This window comes from Actinomadura rugatobispora, from assembly GCF_055379765.1.
Genome location: NZ_AP029191.1, coordinates 7,299,122 through 7,321,187 on the forward strand (window position 1 = coordinate 7,299,122; position 22,066 = coordinate 7,321,187).

16 protein-coding genes are annotated in these 22,066 nt (G+C 73.2%); 13 read left to right on the plus strand and 3 right to left on the minus strand.

What is annotated here, in order from left to right; all coding sequences use genetic code 11:
- Positions 1–201: 201 nt before the first annotated feature.
- A complete protein-coding gene (locus tag ACZ466_RS32645) occupies positions 202–2,352 on the plus strand; it encodes a putative bifunctional diguanylate cyclase/phosphodiesterase (RefSeq protein WP_464041775.1) in 2,151 nt (716 codons plus the stop codon).
- Positions 2,353–2,357: 5 nt separating this feature from the next.
- Here the strand turns inward: ACZ466_RS32645 and ACZ466_RS32650 are convergent, their stop codons facing one another.
- Positions 2,358–2,594, minus strand: coding sequence for a DUF6458 family protein (locus ACZ466_RS32650; RefSeq protein ID WP_378292170.1), 237 nt, complete (start codon positions 2,592–2,594; stop codon positions 2,358–2,360).
- A 243-nt stretch (positions 2,595–2,837) separates the two neighbouring features.
- Between ACZ466_RS32650 and ACZ466_RS32655 the strand changes: the two genes are divergently transcribed.
- The 5 genes from ACZ466_RS32655 (at position 2,838) to ACZ466_RS32675 (ending at position 7,574) form a co-directional block, all read left to right on the plus strand.
- Positions 2,838–3,152: a hypothetical protein gene (locus ACZ466_RS32655; protein ID WP_378292172.1), complete on the plus strand. Its 315-nt coding sequence runs from the start codon at positions 2,838–2,840 to the stop codon at positions 3,150–3,152.
- A 337-nt stretch (positions 3,153–3,489) separates the two neighbouring features.
- Positions 3,490–3,789, plus strand: a complete 300-nt coding sequence (gene gatC / locus ACZ466_RS32660) for an Asp-tRNA(Asn)/Glu-tRNA(Gln) amidotransferase subunit GatC (protein ID WP_378292175.1) — start codon at positions 3,490–3,492, stop codon at positions 3,787–3,789.
- A gap of 161 nt (positions 3,790–3,950) precedes the next feature.
- Positions 3,951–5,411 (plus strand): Asp-tRNA(Asn)/Glu-tRNA(Gln) amidotransferase subunit GatA, encoded by a 1,461-nt coding sequence (gene gatA, locus ACZ466_RS32665; RefSeq protein ID WP_378292183.1) that lies wholly within the window; start codon positions 3,951–3,953, stop codon positions 5,409–5,411.
- Positions 5,412–5,425: 14 nt separating this feature from the next.
- The gene (gene gatB, locus ACZ466_RS32670; protein ID WP_378292185.1) at positions 5,426–6,910 is read left to right on the plus strand and encodes an Asp-tRNA(Asn)/Glu-tRNA(Gln) amidotransferase subunit GatB; all 1,485 of its coding nucleotides are present in this window, start codon (positions 5,426–5,428) and stop codon (positions 6,908–6,910) included.
- 190 nt (positions 6,911–7,100) lie between these two features.
- Positions 7,101–7,574, plus strand: a complete 474-nt coding sequence (locus ACZ466_RS32675) for a hypothetical protein (protein ID WP_464041776.1) — start codon at positions 7,101–7,103, stop codon at positions 7,572–7,574.
- Between the two features lie 10 nt (positions 7,575–7,584).
- Here the strand turns inward: ACZ466_RS32675 and ACZ466_RS32680 are convergent, their stop codons facing one another.
- On the minus strand, positions 7,585–8,712 hold the full coding sequence (locus ACZ466_RS32680) for a PQQ-dependent sugar dehydrogenase (protein WP_378292179.1): 1,128 nt from the start codon (positions 8,710–8,712) through the stop codon (positions 7,585–7,587).
- 648 nt (positions 8,713–9,360) lie between these two features.
- Here ACZ466_RS32680 and ACZ466_RS32685 point away from each other — a divergent pair.
- The 4 genes from ACZ466_RS32685 to ilvC all read left to right on the plus strand — a co-directional run bounded on the left by ACZ466_RS32685 (position 9,361) and on the right by ilvC (position 16,146).
- On the plus strand, positions 9,361–12,537 hold the full coding sequence (locus tag ACZ466_RS32685) for a putative bifunctional diguanylate cyclase/phosphodiesterase (RefSeq protein ID WP_464041777.1): 3,177 nt from the start codon (positions 9,361–9,363) through the stop codon (positions 12,535–12,537).
- Positions 12,538–12,718: 181 nt separating this feature from the next.
- Positions 12,719–14,536, plus strand: a complete 1,818-nt coding sequence (locus tag ACZ466_RS32690) for an acetolactate synthase large subunit (protein WP_464041778.1) — start codon at positions 12,719–12,721, stop codon at positions 14,534–14,536.
- Between the two features lie 5 nt (positions 14,537–14,541).
- A complete protein-coding gene (gene ilvN, locus ACZ466_RS32695; RefSeq protein ID WP_378291543.1) occupies positions 14,542–15,066 on the plus strand; it encodes an acetolactate synthase small subunit in 525 nt (174 codons plus the stop codon).
- Positions 15,067–15,162: 96 nt separating this feature from the next.
- Positions 15,163–16,146, plus strand: a complete 984-nt coding sequence (gene ilvC / locus ACZ466_RS32700) for a ketol-acid reductoisomerase (RefSeq protein ID WP_378291545.1) — start codon at positions 15,163–15,165, stop codon at positions 16,144–16,146.
- A 178-nt stretch (positions 16,147–16,324) separates the two neighbouring features.
- Here the strand turns inward: ilvC and ACZ466_RS32705 are convergent, their stop codons facing one another.
- Positions 16,325–17,146, minus strand: coding sequence for a hypothetical protein (locus tag ACZ466_RS32705; protein WP_378291547.1), 822 nt, complete (start codon positions 17,144–17,146; stop codon positions 16,325–16,327).
- Positions 17,147–17,292: 146 nt separating this feature from the next.
- Between ACZ466_RS32705 and ACZ466_RS32710 the strand changes: the two genes are divergently transcribed.
- The 3 genes from ACZ466_RS32710 to serA all read left to right on the plus strand — a co-directional run bounded on the left by ACZ466_RS32710 (position 17,293) and on the right by serA (position 21,834).
- On the plus strand, positions 17,293–18,861 hold the full coding sequence (locus tag ACZ466_RS32710) for a DUF2079 domain-containing protein (protein ID WP_378291549.1): 1,569 nt from the start codon (positions 17,293–17,295) through the stop codon (positions 18,859–18,861).
- 308 nt (positions 18,862–19,169) lie between these two features.
- Entirely contained in the window at positions 19,170–19,820 is a 651-nt protein-coding gene (locus tag ACZ466_RS32715) for a thymidylate synthase family protein (protein ID WP_378291551.1), read from the plus strand.
- Positions 19,821–20,244: 424 nt separating this feature from the next.
- Positions 20,245–21,834 (plus strand): phosphoglycerate dehydrogenase, encoded by a 1,590-nt coding sequence (serA, locus tag ACZ466_RS32720; RefSeq protein WP_378291554.1) that lies wholly within the window; start codon positions 20,245–20,247, stop codon positions 21,832–21,834.
- Positions 21,835–22,066 lie beyond the last annotated feature (232 nt).

Sequence of the window (22,066 nt, forward strand, 5' to 3'; positions counted from 1 at the left end):
CCACCGGCGGTGTCCTAGTGCAGAATGGGCATAACGGAACGTACCCAATCGGTTTCGCGAAGTTGAGCAAAGGTCGTACCCTCCCTGTCATCACGACCCAGCAGAACCTCCGGTCGTAACACAGGGGAGCGCCCTCCAGCACCGCCGGCGGCCGCGGGCCCCGGGCCGGGGGTCGGCCCTCGTACTCCCCCCGAGGATGTGATGAAGGACCCGAACAACACGCGGAACACGATGCCGCGCCGGGGCTCCCCGCTGTGGATCTACTTCGTGGTCGCCGTCCTGGCGGGCGGCGCCGCGTGTGTCGTCGCGCTCGCCGGGCTGTCGGGCGCCGACGTCGACGCCCTCCTGGGCAATCCGCTCTTCTGGATCCTGGGCTGCTTCATCGTGTTCGGCGAGCTGCGGCCGATCATCACGCCCGGCTCCACCGAGAACAACGGCGCCACGACCTCCACGACGTTCTCGTTCGCGGCGCTGCTGTACGCGGGGCTGCCCATCGCCGCGCTGCTCCAGGCCGTCGCCGCCGCCACCTGCGGCATCCTGCGGGGCCGCAGCCCGCACCGCATCGCGTTCAACGTCGCGCAGTACACCCTCAGCCTGGGCGCCGCCCAGCTCGTCCTCATGCTGTTCGGGGTGCGCGCCACCCCGACCTCCCTGTGGGTGCCCGAAGGCCAGGACCTGCCCGCGATCGCGCTGGCCGGCGCCGTCTACTTCGTCTGCAACGACACCCTGGTCGGCACCGCGATCGCGCTGCACGAGCGGGTGTCGCTGGTGAAGGCGCTGCGCTGGGACCTCGGCTACCAGGTGCTGGTGCACCTGGCCCTGCTCGGGCTGGCGCCGCTGATGGTCGTCGCGATGGACCGCTCGGCCGCGTTCGTCCCGCTGATCGTGCTGCCGTTCATCGCGGTGTACCTGAACGCCTCGGTGTCGGTGCGGCGCGAGCACCAGGCGCTGCACGACGGCCTGACCGGGCTGCCCAACCGCAAGCTGCTGATCGTCCGCACGGAGGAGGCGCTGGCCGAGGCGCGCGGCGCGCGGGCCCGCGCCGCCGCTGCCGCCGCGGCGGCGGCGAACCGGTCAGGGGCCTCCAGGCTGCCCGGCGCGGGCGCCGCCCGGCGGCTCAAGGGCGCCGGCGAGCCCGGCCGCCGCACCGGGCTCTTCCTCCTCGACCTCGACCGGTTCAAGGAGGTCAACGACACCCTCGGGCACCCGACCGGCGACCGCCTCCTGCAGCTGGTCGCGCACCGGCTCACTCACAGCGTCCGCCCCGGCGACCTGGTGGCCCGGCTCGGCGGCGACGAGTTCGCGGTGCTGCTGCCCACCGTCCGCGACGCGGCCGCGGCCCGCGAGGTCGCCGCCCGGCTGCGGGCCGCGCTCAGCGAGCCGGTGCGCCTGGACGGCATGTCGTTCGACCTGGAGGCCAGCGTCGGGATCGCGCTGTTCCCCGACCACGCCCCCGACTTCGAGCTGCTGCTCCAGCGCGCCGACGTCGCGATGTACGAGGCCAAGGGGAGGCGCACCGGTGTCGAGGTCTACTCGCCGTCCAAGGACCGCAACTCCCCGGCCCGGCTGACGATGCTCGGCGACCTGCGCCGCGCCGTCGACCGCGGCGAGCTGGAGCTGTTCTACCAGCCCAAGGTCGCGCTGCACGACGGCCAGCTGGTGGGCATGGAGGCGCTGCTGCGCTGGCGGCACCCCGACAAGGGCCTGCTGGAGCCGGAGCACTTCCTGCCGATCGCCGAGCAGACCTACCTGATGCGCTCGATCACCCAGTACGTGGTGGAGTCCGCGCTGGCGCAGGCGGCCGCGTGGTGGCGGGAGGACCTCACCGTCCAGGTCGCGGTGAACGCCTCCGGCCGCGACCTGCTCGACACCGGTCTCACCGAGACCATCGAGGAGGGCCTGCTGCGCCGGGGCCTGCCCGCGGCGTCGCTGCAGCTGGAGATCACCGAGAAGATCCTGATGAACGAGCAGGCCTACGCCTCCGACACGGTGACGGCGCTGGCCGCGCTGGGCATCCCGCTCAGCCTGGACGACTTCGGCACCGGCTACTCCTCGCTGGTCCGGCTCAAGCGGATGCCGGTCGAGGAGATCAAGATCGACGCCTCGTTCGTGTCCCGGATCACCGCCTCCGCCGACGACGCGGTGATCGTGCGGTCCGTCATCGACCTGGCCCGCACCCTGGGCCTGCGCTCGGTCGCCGAGGGCGTGGAGGATCCGCAGACCGCCGCGGCGGTGCGCGAGATGGGCTGCGACGCCGCCCAGGGCTGGCACTTCGGCCGTCCCATGGACGCCGCCACCGCCACCGACTGGCTGCGCCGCCGCACGCAGCGCGCGCCCGAACCGGCGGCCTGACGCCGTCAGTAGCGGCGCCGGTACTCGGGCTCGACGTCCTCGTAGTAGTGCTCCTCGCGGACGGCCGGCGGCCGGCGGCGCGCGCTCGCGAACCGGACGATCCCCAGGATCAGCCCGGCCAGCCCGCCGACCATGGGGATGATCCCGACCACCCGGATGTCGACCCCGCTGACCTCGAACTCCACCGCGTACGTCAGGATCGCCCCGATGATGATCAGTGCGAGTCCGCCTCCGATGGTCACGGTGCCACTCCTCTCGTCCCTGCCGTACCCGCCCAACCTTCCCGACATATCCGCTTGAAACCTGTCGCCCGGCGGATGTCCGGAATGGGAGTGATGAAACGATCGCCCTGACCCGGCGGAGAGTGAAAGTCGGAGGCCCGGTCAGAGATCGGCCGAGGGAAGGGGTGGGAACGCTACGATTCGTCCATGAATAATGCGGCACGTGGGATAATCTTCGGCGTTTTCCTTCTTGGAACGCTGCTGATGGGTGCCACCGCGACCCAGTACATCGAGAGCGACTCCGAGACCAGCGCCAAGGGGGCCCTGGTCTGCGGGCTGCTCGCCATCGCCAGCGCGATGATCGCGGCCGGCGCGCTCAACGGCATGACCCCGCCCGCCCCGAAGGTCGCACGCTTCGTCCCGCCCGGCGCTCCTCCCCAGGCGGCCCAGCCCCAAGCGCAGCCCCAGGCCCAGCCCTACTCCCAGCCCGCGACCCCGCCCTACGGCGCGTACGGCGGCCAGCCCCAGCAAGGCGGCCCGCAGGCGGGCCCGCCCCAGCAGCCCGGCCCTTCCCGCTGAGCCGCCCAGCCGAAAACGTTATTCGGGTACGGCGCTCATCGGCCGCGCGGCGCAATTGCCGGCCCGATCGAATTCTCCGGCGCCGGGGCGCCCGCGTATTCGCGGTGATCGGAAGCGGCTCGGGCGGTGTGGATCGTCGCCGCCGCGGACGGTGCCGGACGATCGTCCCGCCGGGTTCCGGGCGGCTCCCGCGACCCGCCGTGGGTGCCCGCCACCGCCCGGCGGTCCCGGGCGGGCGCCGCGCGCGGCGGGCGGCCGGGGGTAAATCCGGTCGGGTCGTGGGGGTGCGGCCCATAGGATGGCAGCTAACTTCATCGATCGCAGGAACGGTTGTCACATGTCCGCCATCACCCGTGACGAGGTGGCGCACCTCGCTCGGCTGTCCCGGCTGGCGCTGGCCGACGATGAGCTCGACCATCTCGCCGCGCAGCTCGACCAGATCATCTCCGCGGTCGCGCGGGTGCAGGAGGTTGCCGCGGAGGACATCCCGCCCTCCTCGCACGCGCTGCCGCTGACCAACGTGTACCGGGCCGACGAGGTCCGGCCCTCGCTGACCCCGGAGCAGGCCCTCTCGGGCGCTCCGAAGGCCGAGGAGCAGCGCTTCCGCGTACCCCGGATCCTGGACGAGGAGGCCTGAGCATGGCGGAGACGAGGGAGCCGGAGGGGCGCGGCGGCGCCTGGACTGACGAGCGAGGAACGAGCGAGGAGGGAAGGCGTCGCCAGGAGGCGCCCCGGAGGCGACCGGGGAGCACAGCCAGCGATCTGGTCAGGCGGACCGCCGCGGAGCTGGCGGAGCTGATGGCCTCCGGGCAGGCGTCCGCGGCCGAGGTGGCGCGGGCGCACCTGGACCGGGTGGCCGCCGTCGACGGCGCCGTCGGCGCGTTCCTGCACGTCGACGAGGAGGCCGTGCTCGCCCAGGCGCGCGCGATCGACGAGCGGCGCGCCGCGGGGGAGGAGCTCGGGCCGCTGGCCGGGGTGCCGATCGCGCACAAGGACGTGTTCACCACCACCGACATGCCCACCACCGCCGGGTCGAAGATCCTGCAGGGGTGGCGGCCGCCGTACGACTCGACCGTGACCGCGCGGCTGCGCGAGGCCGGGCTGGTCATCCTCGGCAAGACCAACATGGACGAGTTCGCGATGGGCTCCTCCACCGAGAACAGCGCCTACCAGACGACCCGCAACCCGTGGGACCTGGAGCGGATCCCGGGCGGGTCGTCCGGCGGGTCCTCGGCGGCGGTCGCCGCGTACCAGGCGCCGCTGGCCACCGGCACCGACACCGGCGGCTCGATCCGCCAGCCGGCCGCGGTGACCGGGATCGTGGGCGCCAAGCCGACCTACGGCGGGTCGTCCCGGTACGGCGTGATCGCGTTCGCGTCGTCGCTGGACACGCCGGGCCCGTTCGCGCGCACCGTGCTGGACGCGGCGCTGCTGCACGAGGCGTTCTCGGGCCACGACCGGATGGACGCCACCTCGATCGACGAGCCGGTGCCGCCGGTCGTGGAGGCCGCCCGCCGCGCCGACGTGACCGGGCTCACCGTGGGCGTGGTGAAGGAGTTCGCCGGCGACGGCTACCAGCCGGGCGTGCTGGCCCGCTTCGACGAGACGGTCGAGCTGCTGGAGTCGCTGGGCGCCAAGGTCGTCGAGGTGTCCTGCCCCAACTTCACCTACGCGCTGCCCGCCTACTACCTGATCGCGCCCTCGGAGTGCTCGTCCAACCTGGCGCGGTTCGACGCCATGCGGTACGGGCTGCGGGTCGGCGACGACGGCACCCGCAGCGCCGAGGAGGTCATGGCGCTCACCCGGGCCGAGGGCTTCGGTCCCGAGGTCAAGCGGCGGATCATGCTGGGCACCTACGCGCTGTCCTCGGGCTACTACGACGCCTACTACGGCAAGGCGCAGCAGGTCCGCACGCTGATCCAGCGCGACTTCGACGCCGCGTTCGGGCAGGTGGACGTGCTGATCTCGCCGACCACGCCGACGACCGCGTTCGCGATCGGGGAGCGCGCCGACGACCCGATGGCGATGTACCTCGCCGACCTGTGCACGATCCCGGCCAACCTGGCGGGCAACGCGGCCATCTCCGTGCCGTGCGGGCTGTCCGGCGACGGGCTGCCGGTCGGGTTGCAGATCATGGCCCCCGTGCTGGGCGACGACCGGGTGTACCGGGTCGGCGCCGCCGTCGAGCGGGCCCTGGAAGACCGCTGGGGCGGCCCGCTGCTGGCCAAGGCCCCCGAACTCGCGGAGGCCGGCAAGTGAGCACGCCGACGGTGATGAAGTACGACGAGGCGCTGGCGAAGTACGAGCCGGTGCTGGGCATCGAGACCCACATCGAGCTGGGCACCGAGACCAAGATGTTCTGCGGCTGCCGCACCGTGTTCGGCGCCGAGCCCAACACCCAGGTCTGCCCGGTGTGCCTGGGCCTGCCCGGGGCGCTGCCGGTGACCAACCGGGCCGCGATCGAGGGCATCATCAAGATCGGTCTGGCGCTGAACTGCGAGATCGTGGACTGGTGCAGGTTCGCCCGGAAGAACTACTTCTATCCGGACATGCCGAAGAACTTCCAGATCTCCCAGTACGACGAGCCGCTGTGCGTGGACGGCCACCTCGAGGTCGAGGTCGAGGGCGAGACGTACCGGATCGAGATCGAGCGCGTCCACATGGAGGAGGACACCGGCAAGTCCCTGCACGTGGGCGGCGCCACGGGCCGCATCCACGGGGCCGAGTACTCGCTGGTCGACTACAACCGGGCCGGGATCCCGCTGGTGGAGATCGTCACCAAGCCGATCCCCGCGACCGGTGACCGGGCGCCGCTGGTGGCGCGCGCGTACGCGACCGAGCTGCGCGAGCTGGTGCGCTCGCTGGGCGTGTCGGACGTGCGGATGGAGCAGGGCTCGATGCGCTGCGACGTCAACGTGTCGCTGATGCCGCGCGGCGCCTCCGCGTGGGGCACCCGCACCGAGACCAAGAACGTCAACTCGCTGCGCTCGGTCGAGCGGTCGGTGCGGTCGGAGATCGAGCGGCAGGCCGGGGTGCTGGAGTCCGGCGGCCGGGTGGTCCAGGAGACCCGGCACTTCCACGAGGAGACCGGCGCCACCACCAGCGGGCGGAGCAAGGAGGAGGCGCAGGACTACCGCTACTTCCCCGAGCCCGACCTGGTGCCGATGGCGCCGTCCCGGGAGTGGGTGGAGGAGCTGCGCGCGACGCTGCCCGAGCCGCCCGCCGCCCGCCGCGCGCGGGTGCAGAAGGAGTGGGGCCTGTCCGACCTGGAGCTGCGCGACGTCGTCAACGCCGGGGCGCTCGACCTGATCGAGGAGACGATCGGCGCGGGCGCCGACGCCGCCGCGGCCCGCAAGTGGTGGATGAACGAGCTGTCGCGGCGCGCCACCGAGCAGGGCGCGGAGCTGGCCGACCTGCCGATCACCCCGGCGCAGGTGGCGCGGATCCAGGAGATGGTCGCGGCCGGCGAGCTGAACGACAAGCTGGCCCGCCAGGTCTTCACCGGCGTCCTGGACGGCGAGGGCGGGCCCGACGAGGTGGTCGCCGCCCGCGGGCTGAAGGTGGTCAGCGACGACGGCGCGCTGACCGCGATCGTCGACCAGGTGATCGCCGACAACCCGGACGTGGCCGAGAAGGTCCGCGGCGGGAAGGTCAACGCGGTGGGCGCGCTGATCGGCCCGGTGATGAAGGCCACCCGCGGGCAGGCCGACGCGGGCCGGGCCCGGCAGCTGATCCTGGAGCGTCTCGGGGCGTCCTGATCCACCCGTTCGGGGCGCCCCTTTCCGGGACGGTCCCGCGGCGGGCGACCGGCCGGAACCGTCCGTGCCGGGAGCGACCTGCGGGTATCTCCGGGGCGCCCCGATCGTCCCGATAATGGGCGCGCGGCCGGGATGGGCGGTGCGATATCGTCCGTCACTGATCGTGCCCGCCGGGACGAAGCAGGGAACGTTGAACAAGAACATCACCACGCTGATGGCCGCCGCGTCACTGGGGATCCTCGCGTTCGGGACGGCCGCGTGCGGCGGCGACGACGGCGAGAAGGCCGCGCCGCCGTCCGCGTCCGCCTCCTCCTCCGCGCCCGCCTCGCCGGGGCAGGGCGCGGCCACCTCGGGAGCGCCGTCCGCCCCGGGAGCCCCGTCCGCTCCGGGAGCGCCCGCGGCGCCCGGTGGCGCCCCGGCCCCGCCGCCCCCGCCGCCCGCCCTCCAGGTCGTGCTGGTCGACGCCAAGGGCACCAAGTACGGCCGCCAGTCGCTGGCGGACGCGATGGCGCGCGCCGCCCGCCAGGCGGGCGGGAACGTCCCGGCGAACTTCTGCGAGAACGCCTACCAGAAGGCCGAGAAGGACGGCGGGAGGTTCCCGGCCGGGAAGCCCGCGTACCTGGAGGCGTGCGGGCAGGGCGTCAAGCAGGCATCCTCCGGCTGACCGGCGGCGCTCAGCGCTGCACGGGGATGACGAGGATCGTGTCGTCGCCCTGGCGCGGGTCGCCGCGGCCGTCGCGGTTGCTGGTGGTGACCCACAGCGAGCGGCCGTCGGGGGACGCCACGGCGGCGCGGAGGCGGCCGTACCGGCCCTGGTAGTGGGCGATGGGACGGCCCACGTTGCCGTTGCCGTCCAGCGGCACCTGCCACAGCCGTTCGCCGCGCAGCGCGGCGGCCCACAGCGAGCCGCCCGCGTAGGCGAGCCCGGACGGCGACGCCTCGGCGGTCGACCAGGTCAGCAGCGGGTCGGTGTACTGCCGCTGCCCGCCGACGCCCTCCACACGGGGCCAGCCGTAGTTGGCGCCTCGCTCGATCCGGTTGATCTCGTCGAAGCGGTCCTGGCCGAACTCGGTGGCGTACATGCGCTTGGCGTCGTCCCAGGCCAGGCCCTGCACGTTGCGGTGGCCGTACGTCCAGATCCTGGTGCCGTAGGGGTTGCCCGGTGCGGGCCTGCCGTCGGGGGTGACGCGCAGGATCTTCCCGCCGAGGGAGTCGCGGTTCTGGGCGAGCTCGGTCCGGTAGATCTCGCCGGTGCCGATGTAGAGCATGCCGTCGGGGCCGAAGGCGATGCGCCCGCCGTTGTGGTTGCTGCCCTTGGGGATGCCCGTCACGATCGGCTGCGGGCTTCCGAGGCGGTCGTCGTAGCGGTAGCGGACGACCCGGTTGTCGCCGGCGGCGGTGAAGTAGAGGTAGACGTACCAGTCGCGGTCGAACGACGGTGAGACGGCCACGCCCAGCAGGCCGCCCTCGCCCTCGGCCTCGACCCCGGGCACCTTGCCGACCTCCGTGACCTTGCCCCCCGGAGTGACCCTGAGCAGGTCGCCCCTGTCGCGCTCGGTGACCAGGGCGTCGCCGCCGGGGAGGAAGGTCACCGCCCACGGGACCTCCAGGCCGGTGGCCAGCACGCGCGGCTCGCCGAGCCGGGCCGCTCCGGCGGTGGCGCCGCCGCCCTGGGTGGTGGTGATGGGGGCGGGGGTGCGCGCCTGGCCGTCGCCGCCTCCACCGCCACCGGACGAGCACGCGCCCGCCAGCAGGACGCCGGAGACCGCCACGGCGGCCACGGTGATCGAGTGCTGTCTCATGGATCGCCTCTCCGTCACTTACCTTCTACTACGGATGTGGCGGCGATCTCGTTCCGCCCGTGCGTGGCGCGCGAGCTTTTACGGGGCGCTCACGGGAGCCGCCGCCATAATGAGCACGACGCCGCGGGCGGTGCCGCACAACGGCACGCCCCGGTGTTCCCGTGAACGGCCGTCCGCGCCCGCCTCGTACCCGTACATAAACGGCCGAGTCCGGCCAAGTTGCCCCACCGGCGACCACGGAGGGTGTTCGCGGGCCGGTTCCGGCAGAGGTGACGTTCGGGGCCGACACGCCGGAGCGCGAACGCCCGACAAGGCCGTTCGTCTCCGGGTGGACGCCCAGCCTCAATCGCTCCGTGACCTACGGAACGTACAGTGAGCGACACGGTGATCCCGCACCGCAGCAACGTCGCTGACCTACAGTCGGCGCAGCCGATGCGCCCGCCGCGATCCCGGCGCCCACCCCGCGCGGGGCACGATCGTCCGCGCGCCGGCGTTGGCCGGGTGACCGGTGCGGATCGGCGGCCGACCGGCCGATGGATCGACCACATCAACGAATCAACGAATCGATGACGAGGAACCCCCGGGCGCGACGCGGCGCGGTCGTGGCGACGGCGGCGCCGGGGGAAGGGCAGGAGGGGACACGGCGCGATGAGCGGCGAGAGGGCCAGGTGGTCGCCGCGGCGGATCCCGCCGCGGGCGCTGCCGGTCGGCGTGGTCGCGATCGCCGGTGTGCTCTACGCCATCGGCTCGCTGCTGGGCTGGGGCGGCACGGCCCTCATCTCCTGGGGTGAGGCGGCCGCCGCGCTGATCGCCGCGGTGGCGCTGCTGGCCGCGTCCCGGCGCCCGTCCGCCGAGGGCGCCGTCACCGGCGTCCCCGGTGCGGTGCCCGCGCCGCCGGCCGGCGCCGCCGACCCGGACGGGGTGCCGGACGGGCCGTCCGCGCCGTCGGTGTGGCGGGCGTCGTGGCGGTGGTTCGGCATCGCGGCCGCGTCGTGGTGCGTCGCGGCGTTCGGCGGCGCGCTGGCGTCCACCGTGTCGAGCCGCAGCGCCCTGTCGCTGTCGGTGACCGACCTGTTCTACCTGGGCGCGGTGGGCGCGCTGGTGACCGGGCTGATCGTGCCGATCCGGCTGCCCCGGGACGCCTACACCTGGGTCCGGTACGCGGCCGACACCTACGTGTGCGCGGGCGCGCTGTTCGTGCTGGGGTGGGTGGCGCAGTTCAGCGGGCTCTACCACCGGTCGGGGGAGACCCCGTCGGAGTTCCTGCTGGAACTGCTGTACCCGCTGATCGACATCGTGGTGGTGTGCGGGGCGCTGCCGTTCGTGCTGGGCTCGTCCCGGGGCCACCGACGCACGGCGTGGACGGCGTACGGCGCGCTGGTCGCCTTCGCCGCCGCCGACATCGTGACCACCGTGGTGCGGCTGCGCGGCGGCGCGCCCGCCGACGACCCCGCCGACATTCTGCGGCTCGGCGGCCTGCTGCTGCTCATCCTGATCCCGCTGACGACGGCGCCGGCCGCGCCGCCGGAGACCGGCGACCCGCTCGCCGACGACCCCGAGGACGATCCCGAGGTGGCCCGGCCCCCGTCCGGGACCCTTCCCGGCGGCCCCGCCGACGCCCCCGCGGGCGTTCCCTCGGACGCGCCCGAAGGAGGCCGGCTGATCGGGCCGGGCATCGCCACGGCGGCCGCCGCGGCCGCGGCGGCGCTGTTCGTCGCGGGGCACTCGCTGACCGGGTCCAACGGCCTGGAACCGGTGGTGCCGATGGTCGCGGGGACGGCCACGCTGGTGGTGCTGGGCCGGCTGGCCGGGCTGCTGCGGGAGAACCAGCGGCTGCGGCGCGCGGTCGGCACCGGCGAGGACCACTTCCGCGCCCTGTCGGAGAGCATCAACGACGCGGTCCTCATCTGCGACCTGAAGGGCATCGTCCAGTACGTCAGCGCCGGGGCGCTGCGCACCTACCGCTACACGCCCGGGGAGCTGCTGAGCCGCTCCCTGCACGAGATCATCCACCCGGAGGACCTGCCGCGGGTGCGGGCCGGGTTCCTGGCGTTCGTGTCCGGCGACGACGACGACGGCGACGCCGACGGCCGCGACGGGAGCGCCGACGACCCCGAGGAGCCCGCCGACGACGCCGTCCCCGCGGTCGACACCGTGGAGGACGCGGTGGTCCGGGACGCGGCCGACGGCACGCTGCGGCTGGCCTGCCGGGTCCGCGCGGCCGACGGCACCTGGCTGCCCACCGAGTCGACGATCTCCCGCTACAGCGGCCCCGGGGACGCCCCCGGACGGCTGCTGATCACCACCCGGGACCTGAGCGAGCAGGCCGCGCTGCGCCGCCAGGTCACCCACCTGACCTTCCACGACGGCCTGACCGGGCTGCCCAACCGCGCCTACTTCGAGGAGCGCACCCAGGAGGTGCTGTCCCGGCAGCGGGCCGGCGGCCGGGTCGCGGTGCTGTTCGTCGACCTCGACGGCTTCACCGCCGTGAACGACTCGGCCGGGCACGCCGCGGGCGACCAGGTGCTGGCGCAGGCCGCGCGGCGGCTGCGCGGCACCGTGCTGGCCGAGGACACCGTGTGCCGCTGGGGCGGCGACGAGTTCGCCGTCCTGGTGCGGCTCGCGGGCGACGGCGCGGGCGGCGGGCCGGGCGCGGCCGAGACCCGCGCGGCGGTGGAGCTGGCCGAGCGGATGCTGCGGGTACTGACGCTGGAGCCGTACAAGGTGGGCGGCAAGGGGATCGCGCTGACCGCCAGCATCGGCATCGCGTTCGCGGGCGACGAGGAGGAGCCCGCCGGACCGGGCGCGTCCGGGCGGCCGGGCCCGCGGTCGGCCGCGGCGGCGGGCCGGCGGCTGCGGCGCAGCGCGGCCGACCTGATCCGCAACGGCGACCTGGCGATGGCCCGGGCCAAGGAGCTCGGCGGCGGCCGGGTCGAGGTGTTCGCCCCGCACATGCACTCCGACGTCGTACGCAGGCTGGAGCTGGGCGGCGACCTGCGGCGCGCGATGGCCGAGGAGCAGTTCGCGGTCGAGTTCCAGCCGGTGGTGGAGCTGGCCACCTCCCGGGTGACCGGGGTGGAGGCGCTGCTGCGCTGGTGGCGGGGGAGCGAGAGCGTCCCGCCGGAGCGGTTCATCGGCCCGGCCGAGGAGTCCGGGCTGATGGTGCCGCTGGGCGACTGGGTGCTGCGCGAGGCGTGCCGGGAGGTGGCCGGGTGGCGCGGCGAGGCCTGGGACATCGGGCTGTCGGTCAACTTCACCGCCCGGCAGATCGCGGCGCCGCGGTTCGTGGAGTCGGTCGCGGCGGCGCTGGAGGAGACCGGGCTGCCGCCGAGCGCGCTGACCCTGGAGGTGCGCGAGGAGGTGCTGGTCGAGGACGCGGGGCAGAACGTGGCGCGGCTGTCGGAGCTGCGCGGCCTGGGCGTGCGGCTGGCCATCGACGACTTCGGCACCGGGTACGCCTCGCTGGCCTACCTGGGGCAGCTCCCGGTCGACATCATCAAGATCGACCCGTCGTTCGTGGCGGGGCTGGGCTCGGACGAGACGCTGACCCTGCTCACCCGGACGATCGTGCGGCTGGGCAGCGACCTGGGCCTGACCGTGGTGGCCGAGGGCATCGAGCGGCCCGAGCAGCTGGAGCTGCTGCGCGGGATGGAGTGCCCGCGGGGCCAGGGCTACCTGGTGGCGCGGCCGATGGCGGCGGGACGGGTGGAGTCGCTGGTGCGCACCAACCTGGAGTCCCCCGGCGACCTGCCGCCGGGGGCGATCGCGCTGCCGCTGGGCGAGCCGCCCATGGAACCGCCCATGCCATCTCGCATGGTGAGATAAACTGTCCAGGGATTTGACCGCGGGCGGGAAGTCGGCGAAAGTGGGGCCCGTGCAGAGCAGTTCCATCATCCTCGTAGTACTTGGTCGGCGCGCAGGCTGATCAAGCACCTCGTCCTGCGCGCGCCCCTCGACCGCCATCCGGCGGCGGGGGTTTTTTGTTGGCCGTGTGACCTGAGAACGGGTGGCCCCGCGGACCCCGCGCTCCCAGCGAGCACAGACTCCTCCAAGGAACTGGAACATGACGACCGAACAGATGACGGGAGCCCAGGCGCTGGTCCGCGCCCTGGAGAACGTCGGCGTCGACACCGTGTTCGGCATTCCGGGCGGCGCGATCCTCCCGGCGTACGACCCCATCTTCGACTCCGAGAAGCTTCGCCACATCCTGGTGCGGCACGAGCAGGGCGCCGGGCACGCGGCCCAGGGCTACGCGATGGTCACGGGCAAGGTCGGGGTGTGCATGGCCACCAGCGGGCCGGGAGCGACCAACCTGGTCACCCCCATCTCCGACGCCTACATGGACTCGGTCCCGATGGTGGCGATCACGGGGCAGGTGGCCAGCAAGGCGATCGGCACCGACGCCTTCCAGGAGGCCGACATCGCCGGCATCACCATGCCGATCACCAAGCACAACTTCCTGGTGACCAAGCCGGAGGACATCGCCCGCACCATCGTCGAGGCGTTCCACATCGCCGCCACCGGCCGCCCCGGCCCGGTGCTGGTCGACATCGCCAAGGACGCGCTGCAGACGACCTTCGACTTCGAGTGGCCCGTCACCATGCAGCTCCCGGGCTACCGCCCGGTCACCCGGCCGCACTCCAAGCAGGTGCGCGAGGCGGCACGGCTGATCGTGGAGTCCCGGCGCCCGGTGCTGTACGTCGGCGGCGGCGTCCTGAAGGCCGGCGCGTCCGCGGAGCTGAAGGTGCTGGCCGAGCTGACCGGCGCCCCCGTCGTCACCACCCTGATGGCCAAGGGCGCGCTGCCCGACAGCCACCCGCAGCACATGGGCATGCCCGGCATGCACGGCAGCGTCGGCGCGGTCGGCGCCCTGCAGAAGGCCGACCTGCTGGTCACCCTCGGCGCCCGCTTCGACGACCGGGTCACCGGCAAGCTGGACGGGTTCGCCCCGAACGCCAAGGTCGTGCACGCCGACATCGACCCGGCCGAGATCTCCAAGAACCGGCACGCCGACGTCCCGATCGTCGGCGACGCCCGCGAGGTCATCGCCGACCTGATCGTCGCCGTCCAGGCCGAGCACGACGCGGGCCGCACCGGCGACTACGAGGCCTGGTGGCGCCAGCTCAACGCCTGGCGCGAGACCTACCCGCTCGGCTACGACCAGCCCGCCGACGGCTCGCTGTCGCCGCAGTACGTCATCCAGCGGATCGGCGAGCTGGCCGGCCCCGACGCCTACTACGTCGCGGGCGTCGGCCAGCACCAGATGTGGGCCGCGCAGTTCATCAAGTACGAGCGGCCGGGCGCGTTCCTCAACTCCGGCGGCGCGGGGACGATGGGCTACGCCGTCCCGGCCGCGATGGGCGCCAAGGTCGGCGCGCCCGGCACCCAGGTGTGGGCGATCGACGGCGACGGCTGCTTCCAGATGACCAACCAGGAGCTCGCGACCTGCGCGATCGAGGGCATCCCGGTCAAGATCGCGGTGATCAACAACGGTAACCTCGGCATGGTGCGGCAGTGGCAGACGCTCTTCTACAACGAGCGCTACTCCAACACCGACCTCCAGTCGAAGGAGACCACGACCGTCCGCATCCCGGACTTCGTCAAGCTGGCGGAGGCCTACGGCTGCGTCGGGCTGCGCTGCGACAGCGCCGAGGACGTCGACGCGGTCATCGCCAAGGCGATGGAGATCGACGACGCCCCGGTGGTCATCGACTTCGTCGTCCACCAGGACGCGATGGTGTGGCCGATGGTCGCCGCCGGCACCGCCAACGACGACATCAAGATCGCCCGGGACATGGCCCCCGACTGGGAGAACGGAGACTGACCGCGATGAGCCTGCACACTCTCTCGGTTCTGGTGGAGAACAAGCCCGGCATCCTCGCGAGGGTGGCGGCGCTGTTCTCGCGGCGCGGGTTCAACATCGAGTCGCTGGCCGTCGGCGTCACCGAGCATCCCGAGATCTCCCGGATGACCATTGTGGTGAACGTGGCCGAGCTGCCGCTCGAGCAGGTCACCAAGCAGCTGAACAAGCTGGTCAACGTGCTCAAGATCGTCGAGCTGGACACCTCCGCCTCGGTCCAGCGCGAGCTGGTGCTGATCAAGGTGCGCGCCGACGCCGAGACCCGGTCCCAGGTGCTGGAGACCGTCCAGCTGTTCCGGGCCAAGGTCGTCGACGTGGCGCCGGACGCGGTCACCATCGAGGCCACCGGCAACCGCGACAAGCTGGACGCGCTGATCCGGATGCTGGAGCCGTTCGGCATCAAGGAACTGGTGCAGTCGGGCATGGTCGCCATCGGCCGCGGCGCCCGCTCCATCACCGACCGTTCGCTGCGTGCCATCGAGCGCAGCGCGTGAACCGCGCGTCCGGGAGCGCCCCCGGACACTCCGGACCGCGGACACCCTGGGATCGACCCGATATCAACTACGAAAGGCAGCAGCACAGTGGCTGAGATGTTCTATGACAACGACGCGGACCTGAGCGTCATCCAGGGCCGGCATGTCGCCATCATCGGGTACGGCAGCCAGGGGCACGCGCACGCGCTCTCGCTGCGCGACTCCGGCGTCGACGTCCGGGTCGGCCTGCGCGAGGGCTCCCCGAGCCGGGAGAAGGCCGAGGCCGAGGGGCTGCGCGTGGTGACCCCGGCGGAGGCGGCCGAGGAGGCCGACCTGATCATGCTGCTGGCGCCCGACCACCACCACCGCGAGATCTTCGAGAAGGACATCAGGCCGGCCCTGGTCGACGGCGACGCGCTGTTCTTCGGGCACGGCTTCAGCATCCGCTACGACCTGGTCCAGCCGCCGGAGGGCGTGGACGTCTGCATGGTCGCGCCCAAGGGCCCGGGCCACCTGGTGCGCCGCCAGTTCACCGCGGGCCGCGGCGTCCCGGTGATCGTGGCGGTGGAGAAGGACCCGTCCGGGAACGCCTGGTCGCTGGCGCTGTCGTACGCCAAGGCGATCGGCGGGCTGCGCGCCGGCGGGATCAAGACCACCTTCACCGAGGAGACCGAGACCGACCTGTTCGGCGAGCAGGTCGTGCTGTGCGGCGGGCTCTCCGAGCTGATCAAGAACGGGTTCGAGGTGCTCACCGAGGCCGGCTACCAGCCGGAGGTGGCCTACTTCGAGACGCTGCACGAGGTGAAGCTGATCGTCGACCTCATCTACGAGGGCGGCATCTCCAAGATGTACTGGTCGGTGTCCGACAACGCCGAGTACGGCGGGTACAGCCGCGGCTCGCGGGTGGTCACCTCCGAGACCAAGGCGGAGATGAAGAAGATCCTCGCCGAGATCCAGTCCGGCGAGTACGCCAAGGAGCTGGTGGCCGAGTTCGAGGGCGGCCAGGTCCAGTTCGGCAAGTACCGCGAGCAGCTCGCCGAGCACCCGATCGAGAAGACCGGCGCCAAGCTCCGCCCGATGATGAGCTGGCTCAACGACTGAACGACCGAGCCTTCTCGTTCAATGCCGTGAGGCCGCCCGCGGGTGACGCGCGGGCGGCCTCGGCGCTGTGCGGTGCCGGGCGGTAGTAACACTCTGAGGGGGCGACCCCTCAGACTCCCCGGCAAGGGCAGACTGACCGTCACCCTCCACTCCGCTGGCGCTCCGCTCCGGGTGCCGGTCAGTCGCGGCGGAGCAGCCGCAGCGGGAGGCTCAGCAGGCCGCGCAGGCCGCCGGGGCGCGCCTCGCCGTCGTGGTGTTCGCCGCCTTCCACCAGGACGGCGAGATGGCCGTCGCCGGTGAAGTGGATCGTCGCGTCCGTGCCGGAGCCTAGGCCGCGGCGCTGCGGCTCCGTCTTCACACGGGGGCCGCGCTCGGGGCCCAGCCGCGCCTCGCGGGTCACGCCGAGCGCCGACACGGCCACGTGAACGTCCCAGAGGCCGGGGCCGGGTACGGGCACGTCCGCCTCGAAGCCCTCGTCCGGCGTCGCGGTGGCGGCGGTGCGCGCCTCCTCCCCGGTGTCGCGCTCCCGCAGGATGATCTCGGCCCCGTGCTCGCGGGCCTGGACCCGCTCGATGCCCGCCCGGCCGCGCAGCCGCAGCCGGCGGCCCTGCCAGCCCGCCGCGTCCAGCCGGTGCGCCACCCCGACCTCGGCGGTGATGTCGGCGTCCTGGCGCGGGACGCCGCGCAGGTAGGGGTACATGGCGTACACCCGGCCGCCGACCACCACGGCGCCCGCCGGACGGCCCTCCACCTCGTCCCGGATCAGCCGCTCCAGTTCCTCGCCCAGGCCGTGCCGGATGCAGAACGCCCGCAGCCGGTAGGACGAGGGCAGCGCGGCGCGGGCGTCGTCGCTGAGGGCCTCCTCGCCCAGCACCCGCCGGGTCTCCTCCACCAGTCGCTCGCGCTGCGGCCCGTCCAGGTCCAGGAATCGCTGGTCGTACACGCGAAGGACGTCGTGCAGCACACTGATCGCGTACTCCGAGATCACGGGGTTCTCCATGTAGGCCGGGGAATCGTAGTTACGGTAAGGCGCGCGGAGATCGGCACGGGGGAACGCGCCGCCGCGTGTCTCGCCGGGCCCCGGGCGTGCGCCGGGCATGCGGCGCGGGCCGGACGGGTGCGGCGGCACTGGTAGCGTCTTGGCACGTGGCGGAGGCGGTGGCGGCGGGGCGCGCGGCGTCCCGCGGCGTCCCCGGCCGGTCCGCGTCAGGCCGGTCCCGGCACGCCCGGATCCTGGCCGCGCTCGTCGCGCTGTCGGCCCTGGTGTACGCGGCGTCCTCGCTGCTGCGGCTGCGGGCGTTCCAGGCCAGCACCTACGACCTGGTCATCTTCGACCAGGCGCTGCGGTCCTACAGCCGGTTCGGCGCCCCCGTCGCGATGGTCAAGGGCGTGCACAACGGCTTCGGCCCCGACTTCTCCGTGCTCGGCGACCACTTCTCCCCGATCCTGGCGGTGCTGGCCCCGCTGTACTGGCTGCACGACGGCCCCGAGACGCTGCTGGTGGCGCAGGCCGTGCTGTTCGCGCTGGCGGCCGTGCCCGTCTGGCGGTACGCGGCGCGCCGGTTCGGCCCGGTCTCCGCGCACCTGGTCGCCGGGGCGTACGCGCTGTCGTGGCCGATCGCCGAGGCGCTGGCGTTCGACTTCCACGAGGTCGCGTTCGTGCCGCTGCTGTCGGCGCTGCTCGTGGAGCGGTACGACGCGGGCCGCCGCGTCCAGGCCGCCCTCGCCGCGGCCGGGCTGCTCATGGTCAAGGAGGACATGGGCCTGCTGCTGGTCGGCTTCGGGTTCTTCCTGCTCGCCCGGCGCGGCGAACGGCGCGCCGGGGCCGCCTACGCCGCGGCCGGGATCGCCGCGACCTGGGCCTCCTCGCGGGTGCTGATCTCGCTGTTCGGCGGCGACAACGACTACTACTGGGCGTACGGCTCGCTCGGCGACGGGATGGCGGACGCGGCCGTGCGCGTCCTGACGCACCCGTGGATCCTGCCCGGCGCGGTGGGCTCGCCGCCGGTCAAGCTGCTCACGATGGCGCTGCTGGTCGTCCCGCTGCTGCTGCTCCCGCTGCGGTCCCCGCTGGCGCTGGCGGCGCTGCCGCTGCTGGCGGAACGGATGCTGGCCGACCGCTTCCCCAACTGGTGGGAGCCGGGCTACCACTACAACGCGTTCATCGTCGCGATCCTGGTCATGGCGGCGGTGGACGGCGCGTACCGGCTCCGCGGCCGCCGCCCGCCGGCCGCGCTGACCCGGCTGCGCCCGGTCGCCGCGCTCCGCCGTTCGCGTCCGGTCGCCGCGCTGCGGCGGATGCGGCCGTGGCGGGCGCTGCGGCGCCACCTGCCCGCCGCCGCGCTGCTGGCGGGGGCCGTGGTGACCGTCCCGTTCTTCGCGTTCGGCGACCTGGCCGATCCCGGGCTCTACCGCCCGGACGGGCGCGACCGGGCCGCGGGCGCCGCCGTCGCCGCCGTCCCGGACGGCGCGCTGGTCGAGACCGCCAACAACCTGGGGCCCGCCCTCTCGGCGCGGACCCGCGTCCTGCTGTGGGACCGGGAGCCCCGCGGGGCCCCGTGGGTCGTCGCCGACATCGGGCGGCACACCTTTCCCTTCACCACCCTGGAAGAACAGCGCCACAGGGTCGCGCGGTTGATCAATGAGGGGTACCGCCCGGTGTTCCGGCAGGCCGGTTACATCGTCCTCACCCGCGAATCGGCGGCGCCCCGATGACCCATGGCGGCATGGGGTGTCAGAAAGCCGGTGAAAATCATCCCCTGGCGCCGTGCCCTACACTTTCCGCGTTTTTTGCCCGATACTTGAAGTAAGTCGCAGCGGGCGCGGGCAACCCCCGGCGCACCAGGGCGAACACTCAAGGTGGCCGTGCCCGCGCCGGTGGTGGGGCGGACACATGAACGGTGCTGGGCAGCGAATCGGAGAACCGGCGAGGCAATTCTCCCGCCGGCTCCGATCATCGACGGCGGCTCATTCTCCGCGGCGCGATGCGGCCGGCGGAGGCGAACACGGCGAGGAGCGGTGAGGTGGCGGCCGCGGACCGGGCCGTCCAGCGGTGGGAGACGTGCGGGCAGGCGTGGATCGCGCTGCTCCGGCACGTCTGGTCGGCGGGTGAGGCCGGCATGGAGGAGCTCGGGCCGATCATCGAGGGACCCCCGGCCCTGTTCGAGATCGCCTCGCTGAGCTGGGAGGATCCGCTGCTGCGCGAGCACGGCGACCGCGACCGGCTGGTCGGCCGCGCGCACGAGCGCACCCGCGGCGGCACCCGCCCGGACCGCCGCGTTCCGGAGCACCGGGCGCGGATGCGCGACCGGAACGGCGTCGACCAGCTGCGCTGGGTCACCGAGCTGCTGCGGGCGCGGCCGTGGACCACCAGCGCGTGGATCTCCCTGGTCGTCCCCGGCGAACCGGCCGGATCCGTGCCGCGGCTGGTCGCGCTGTCGTTCCGGATCCGCGGCTACCGGCTGATCATGACGGCGATGTTCCGGTCGCAGGACGTCTCCCACGGCTACCTGGCCTACATCCCGCTGCGCGGCGTCCAGCTGCAGGTGGCCGAGGAGCTCGGGCTCCCGTCGGGGCCGCTGCGGGTCTTCGTCGACGTCCCGCACATCAAAGTCGCCGACGCCGACCGCGTGGCGGGCATCCTGACGGCTCTCCCGGAGCCCAACGCGGCTTGACCCCGCCGGCCGGCGGGGTGTGAGATCCGCCTCCCCGCGGGCGCCCCGGAGCGGGTCCCGCCGCCCGGAAAGGCCGGTTCGGGACGCCGGCGGGCGGCGCCGCCGTCCGGACGCGGCCCCGGCCGGATGCGGCCCCGCCCGGACCGCCCCCTCCGACCTGGGCGGACGCGGCGGCGGACCGGTGCGCGCGGGACGGTTCGGGGCGCTTCTGGGCCGTACGGGGCGGCGGGGCATGACCGGGGGGACCAGTGCGCTGGCCGGGACAAATGGTGTGTTCCGGTGCGTGTCGCCCGGTTCGCGAGGGGCGCCGCCGACGGGGGATAGACTCGGGAACGAGCCGAGGGCACACCGTGGTGACTCGCGACTTTCCCCGCACCCACAGCTTTTCCCACCTCTGCACATCCACGTCCCGAAGGACCGTTCCTTGAGCAAGCCTGTCGTCCTCGTCGCAGAAGAACTCTCCCCGGCCGGCATCGCCGTCCTCGAATCCGACTTCGAGGTCCGCCAGGTCGACGGCGCCGACAAGGCGGCGCTGCTGCCCGCCGTCGCCGACGTCGACGCGCTGATCGTGCGGAGCGCCACCAAGGTCACCGCGGAGGTGTTCCAGGCCGCCCGCAAGCTGCGCGTGGTCGCGCGCGCGGGGGTCGGGCTCGACAACGTCGACGTCGAGGCCGCCACCAAGGCCGGCGTCATGGTCGTCAACGCGCCCACCTCCAACATCGTCACCGCCGCCGAGCACGCGATCGCGCTGCTGCTGGCGATCGCGCGGAACGTGCCACAGGGCCACGCCGCGCTCAAGCAGGGCGAGTGGAAGCGCTCCAAGTACACCGGCGTCGAGCTGCAGGGCAAGACCGTCGGCGTGCTCGGCCTCGGCCGGATCGGCGTGCTGGTCGCGCAGCGGCTGGCCTCCTTCGACATGAACGTGATCGCCTTCGACCCGTACGTGCAGGCCGCCCGCGCCGCCCAGCTCGGCGTGAAGCTGGTCACGCTCGACGAGCTGCTGGCCGAGAGCGACTTCATCACCGTCCACCTGCCCAAGACGCCCGAGACCCTGGGGCTGATCGGCGACCGCGAGCTGCACCGGGTCAAGCCCAGCGTGCGCATCGTCAACGCCGCCCGCGGCGGGATCGTCGACGAGGAGGCCCTGGAGCTGGCGCTCAAGGACGGCCGGGTGGCCGGGGCCGGCATCGACGTGTTCCGCACCGAGCCGTGCACCGAGAGCCCGCTGTTCCACCACGACAACGTGGTGGTCACCCCGCACCTGGGCGCCAGCACGCACGAGGCGCAGGAGAAGGCCGGCACCCAGGTCGCCCGCTCGGTGAAGCTGGCGCTGTCCGGCGAGTTCGTGCCGGACGCGGTCAACGTCCAGGGCGGCGCGGTCGCCGAGGACGTCAAGCCCGGCCTGCCGCTGGCCGAGAAGCTGGGCCGGATCTTCACCGCGCTGGCCGGCGGCGTGCCGGTGCGGCTGGACGTGGTGGTCCGCGGCGAGATCGCCGAGCACGACGTCAAGGTGCTGGAGCTGGCCGCGCTCAAGGGCGTGTTCGTGGACGTGATCGAGGAGGCGGTGACGTTCGTCAACGCCCCGCTGCTGGCCCGCGACCGCGGCGTCGAGGTCACCCTCACCACCTCCGACGACAGCCCCGACTGGCGCAACGTGGTCCAGGTGCGCGGCACGATGACCGACGGCTCGGTGGTGTCGGTGTCCGGCACGCTCACCGGCCCCAAGCACACCGAGCGGATCATCGAGGTCAACGGCTACCAGATGGAGCTGGTGCCGACCGAGCACATGGCCTTCTTCGTCTACTCCGACCGTCCCGGCATCGTCGGGGTGGTCGGGCGGCTGCTCGGCGACGCCGGGGTCAACATCGCCAGCATGCAGGTCGGCCGGGACACCAAGGGCGGCCGGGCGCTGATCGCGCTGACCGTCGACTCCGGCATCCCGGTCCAGCTGCTCGACGTGATCAAGAACGAGATCGGCGCCGACACCGGCCGCCGCGTCGACCTGGACGGCTGATCCGATCGGGCACCTCGTCCGCCGCCGTGATCCCGCTCGCCGGGGTCACGGCGTCGTCGTCTCGGCATGTGAGAAGTTCGGCCACGGGTCAGGACAGTGCCGGGGACGGCGGGTACCGTGAAAGCGAGATGCGGCACTTCGTAGTGATCCTTCGCCGCCGCGACGGGGCCCGATAGGCGGGCCAACCCCGTCGCGGAGTCCGGCACTGGCCGTAAGCCCTGTGATCCATCGC

What these genes read in the sequence shown, in the direction of transcription:
- ACZ466_RS32645 (WP_464041775.1), top strand. Translation starts at nt 202, where the DNA reads ATGAAGGACCCGAACAACACGCGGAACACGATGCCGCGCCGGGGCTCC.
- ACZ466_RS32655 (WP_378292172.1), top strand. Translation starts at nt 2,838, where the DNA reads ATGGGTGCCACCGCGACCCAGTACATCGAGAGCGACTCCGAGACCAGC.
- gatC (WP_378292175.1), top strand. Translation starts at nt 3,490, where the DNA reads ATGTCCGCCATCACCCGTGACGAGGTGGCGCACCTCGCTCGGCTGTCC.
- gatA (WP_378292183.1), top strand. Translation starts at nt 3,951, where the DNA reads ATGGCCTCCGGGCAGGCGTCCGCGGCCGAGGTGGCGCGGGCGCACCTG.
- gatB (WP_378292185.1), top strand. Translation starts at nt 5,426, where the DNA reads ATGAAGTACGACGAGGCGCTGGCGAAGTACGAGCCGGTGCTGGGCATC.
- ACZ466_RS32680 (WP_378292179.1), bottom strand. Translation starts at nt 8,712, where the DNA reads ATGAGACAGCACTCGATCACCGTGGCCGCCGTGGCGGTCTCCGGCGTC.
- ACZ466_RS32685 (WP_464041777.1), top strand. Translation starts at nt 9,361, where the DNA reads ATGAGCGGCGAGAGGGCCAGGTGGTCGCCGCGGCGGATCCCGCCGCGG.
- ilvN (WP_378291543.1), top strand. Translation starts at nt 14,542, where the DNA reads ATGAGCCTGCACACTCTCTCGGTTCTGGTGGAGAACAAGCCCGGCATC.
- ilvC (WP_378291545.1), top strand. Translation starts at nt 15,163, where the DNA reads ATGTTCTATGACAACGACGCGGACCTGAGCGTCATCCAGGGCCGGCAT.
- ACZ466_RS32705 (WP_378291547.1), bottom strand. Translation starts at nt 17,146, where the DNA reads ATGGAGAACCCCGTGATCTCGGAGTACGCGATCAGTGTGCTGCACGAC.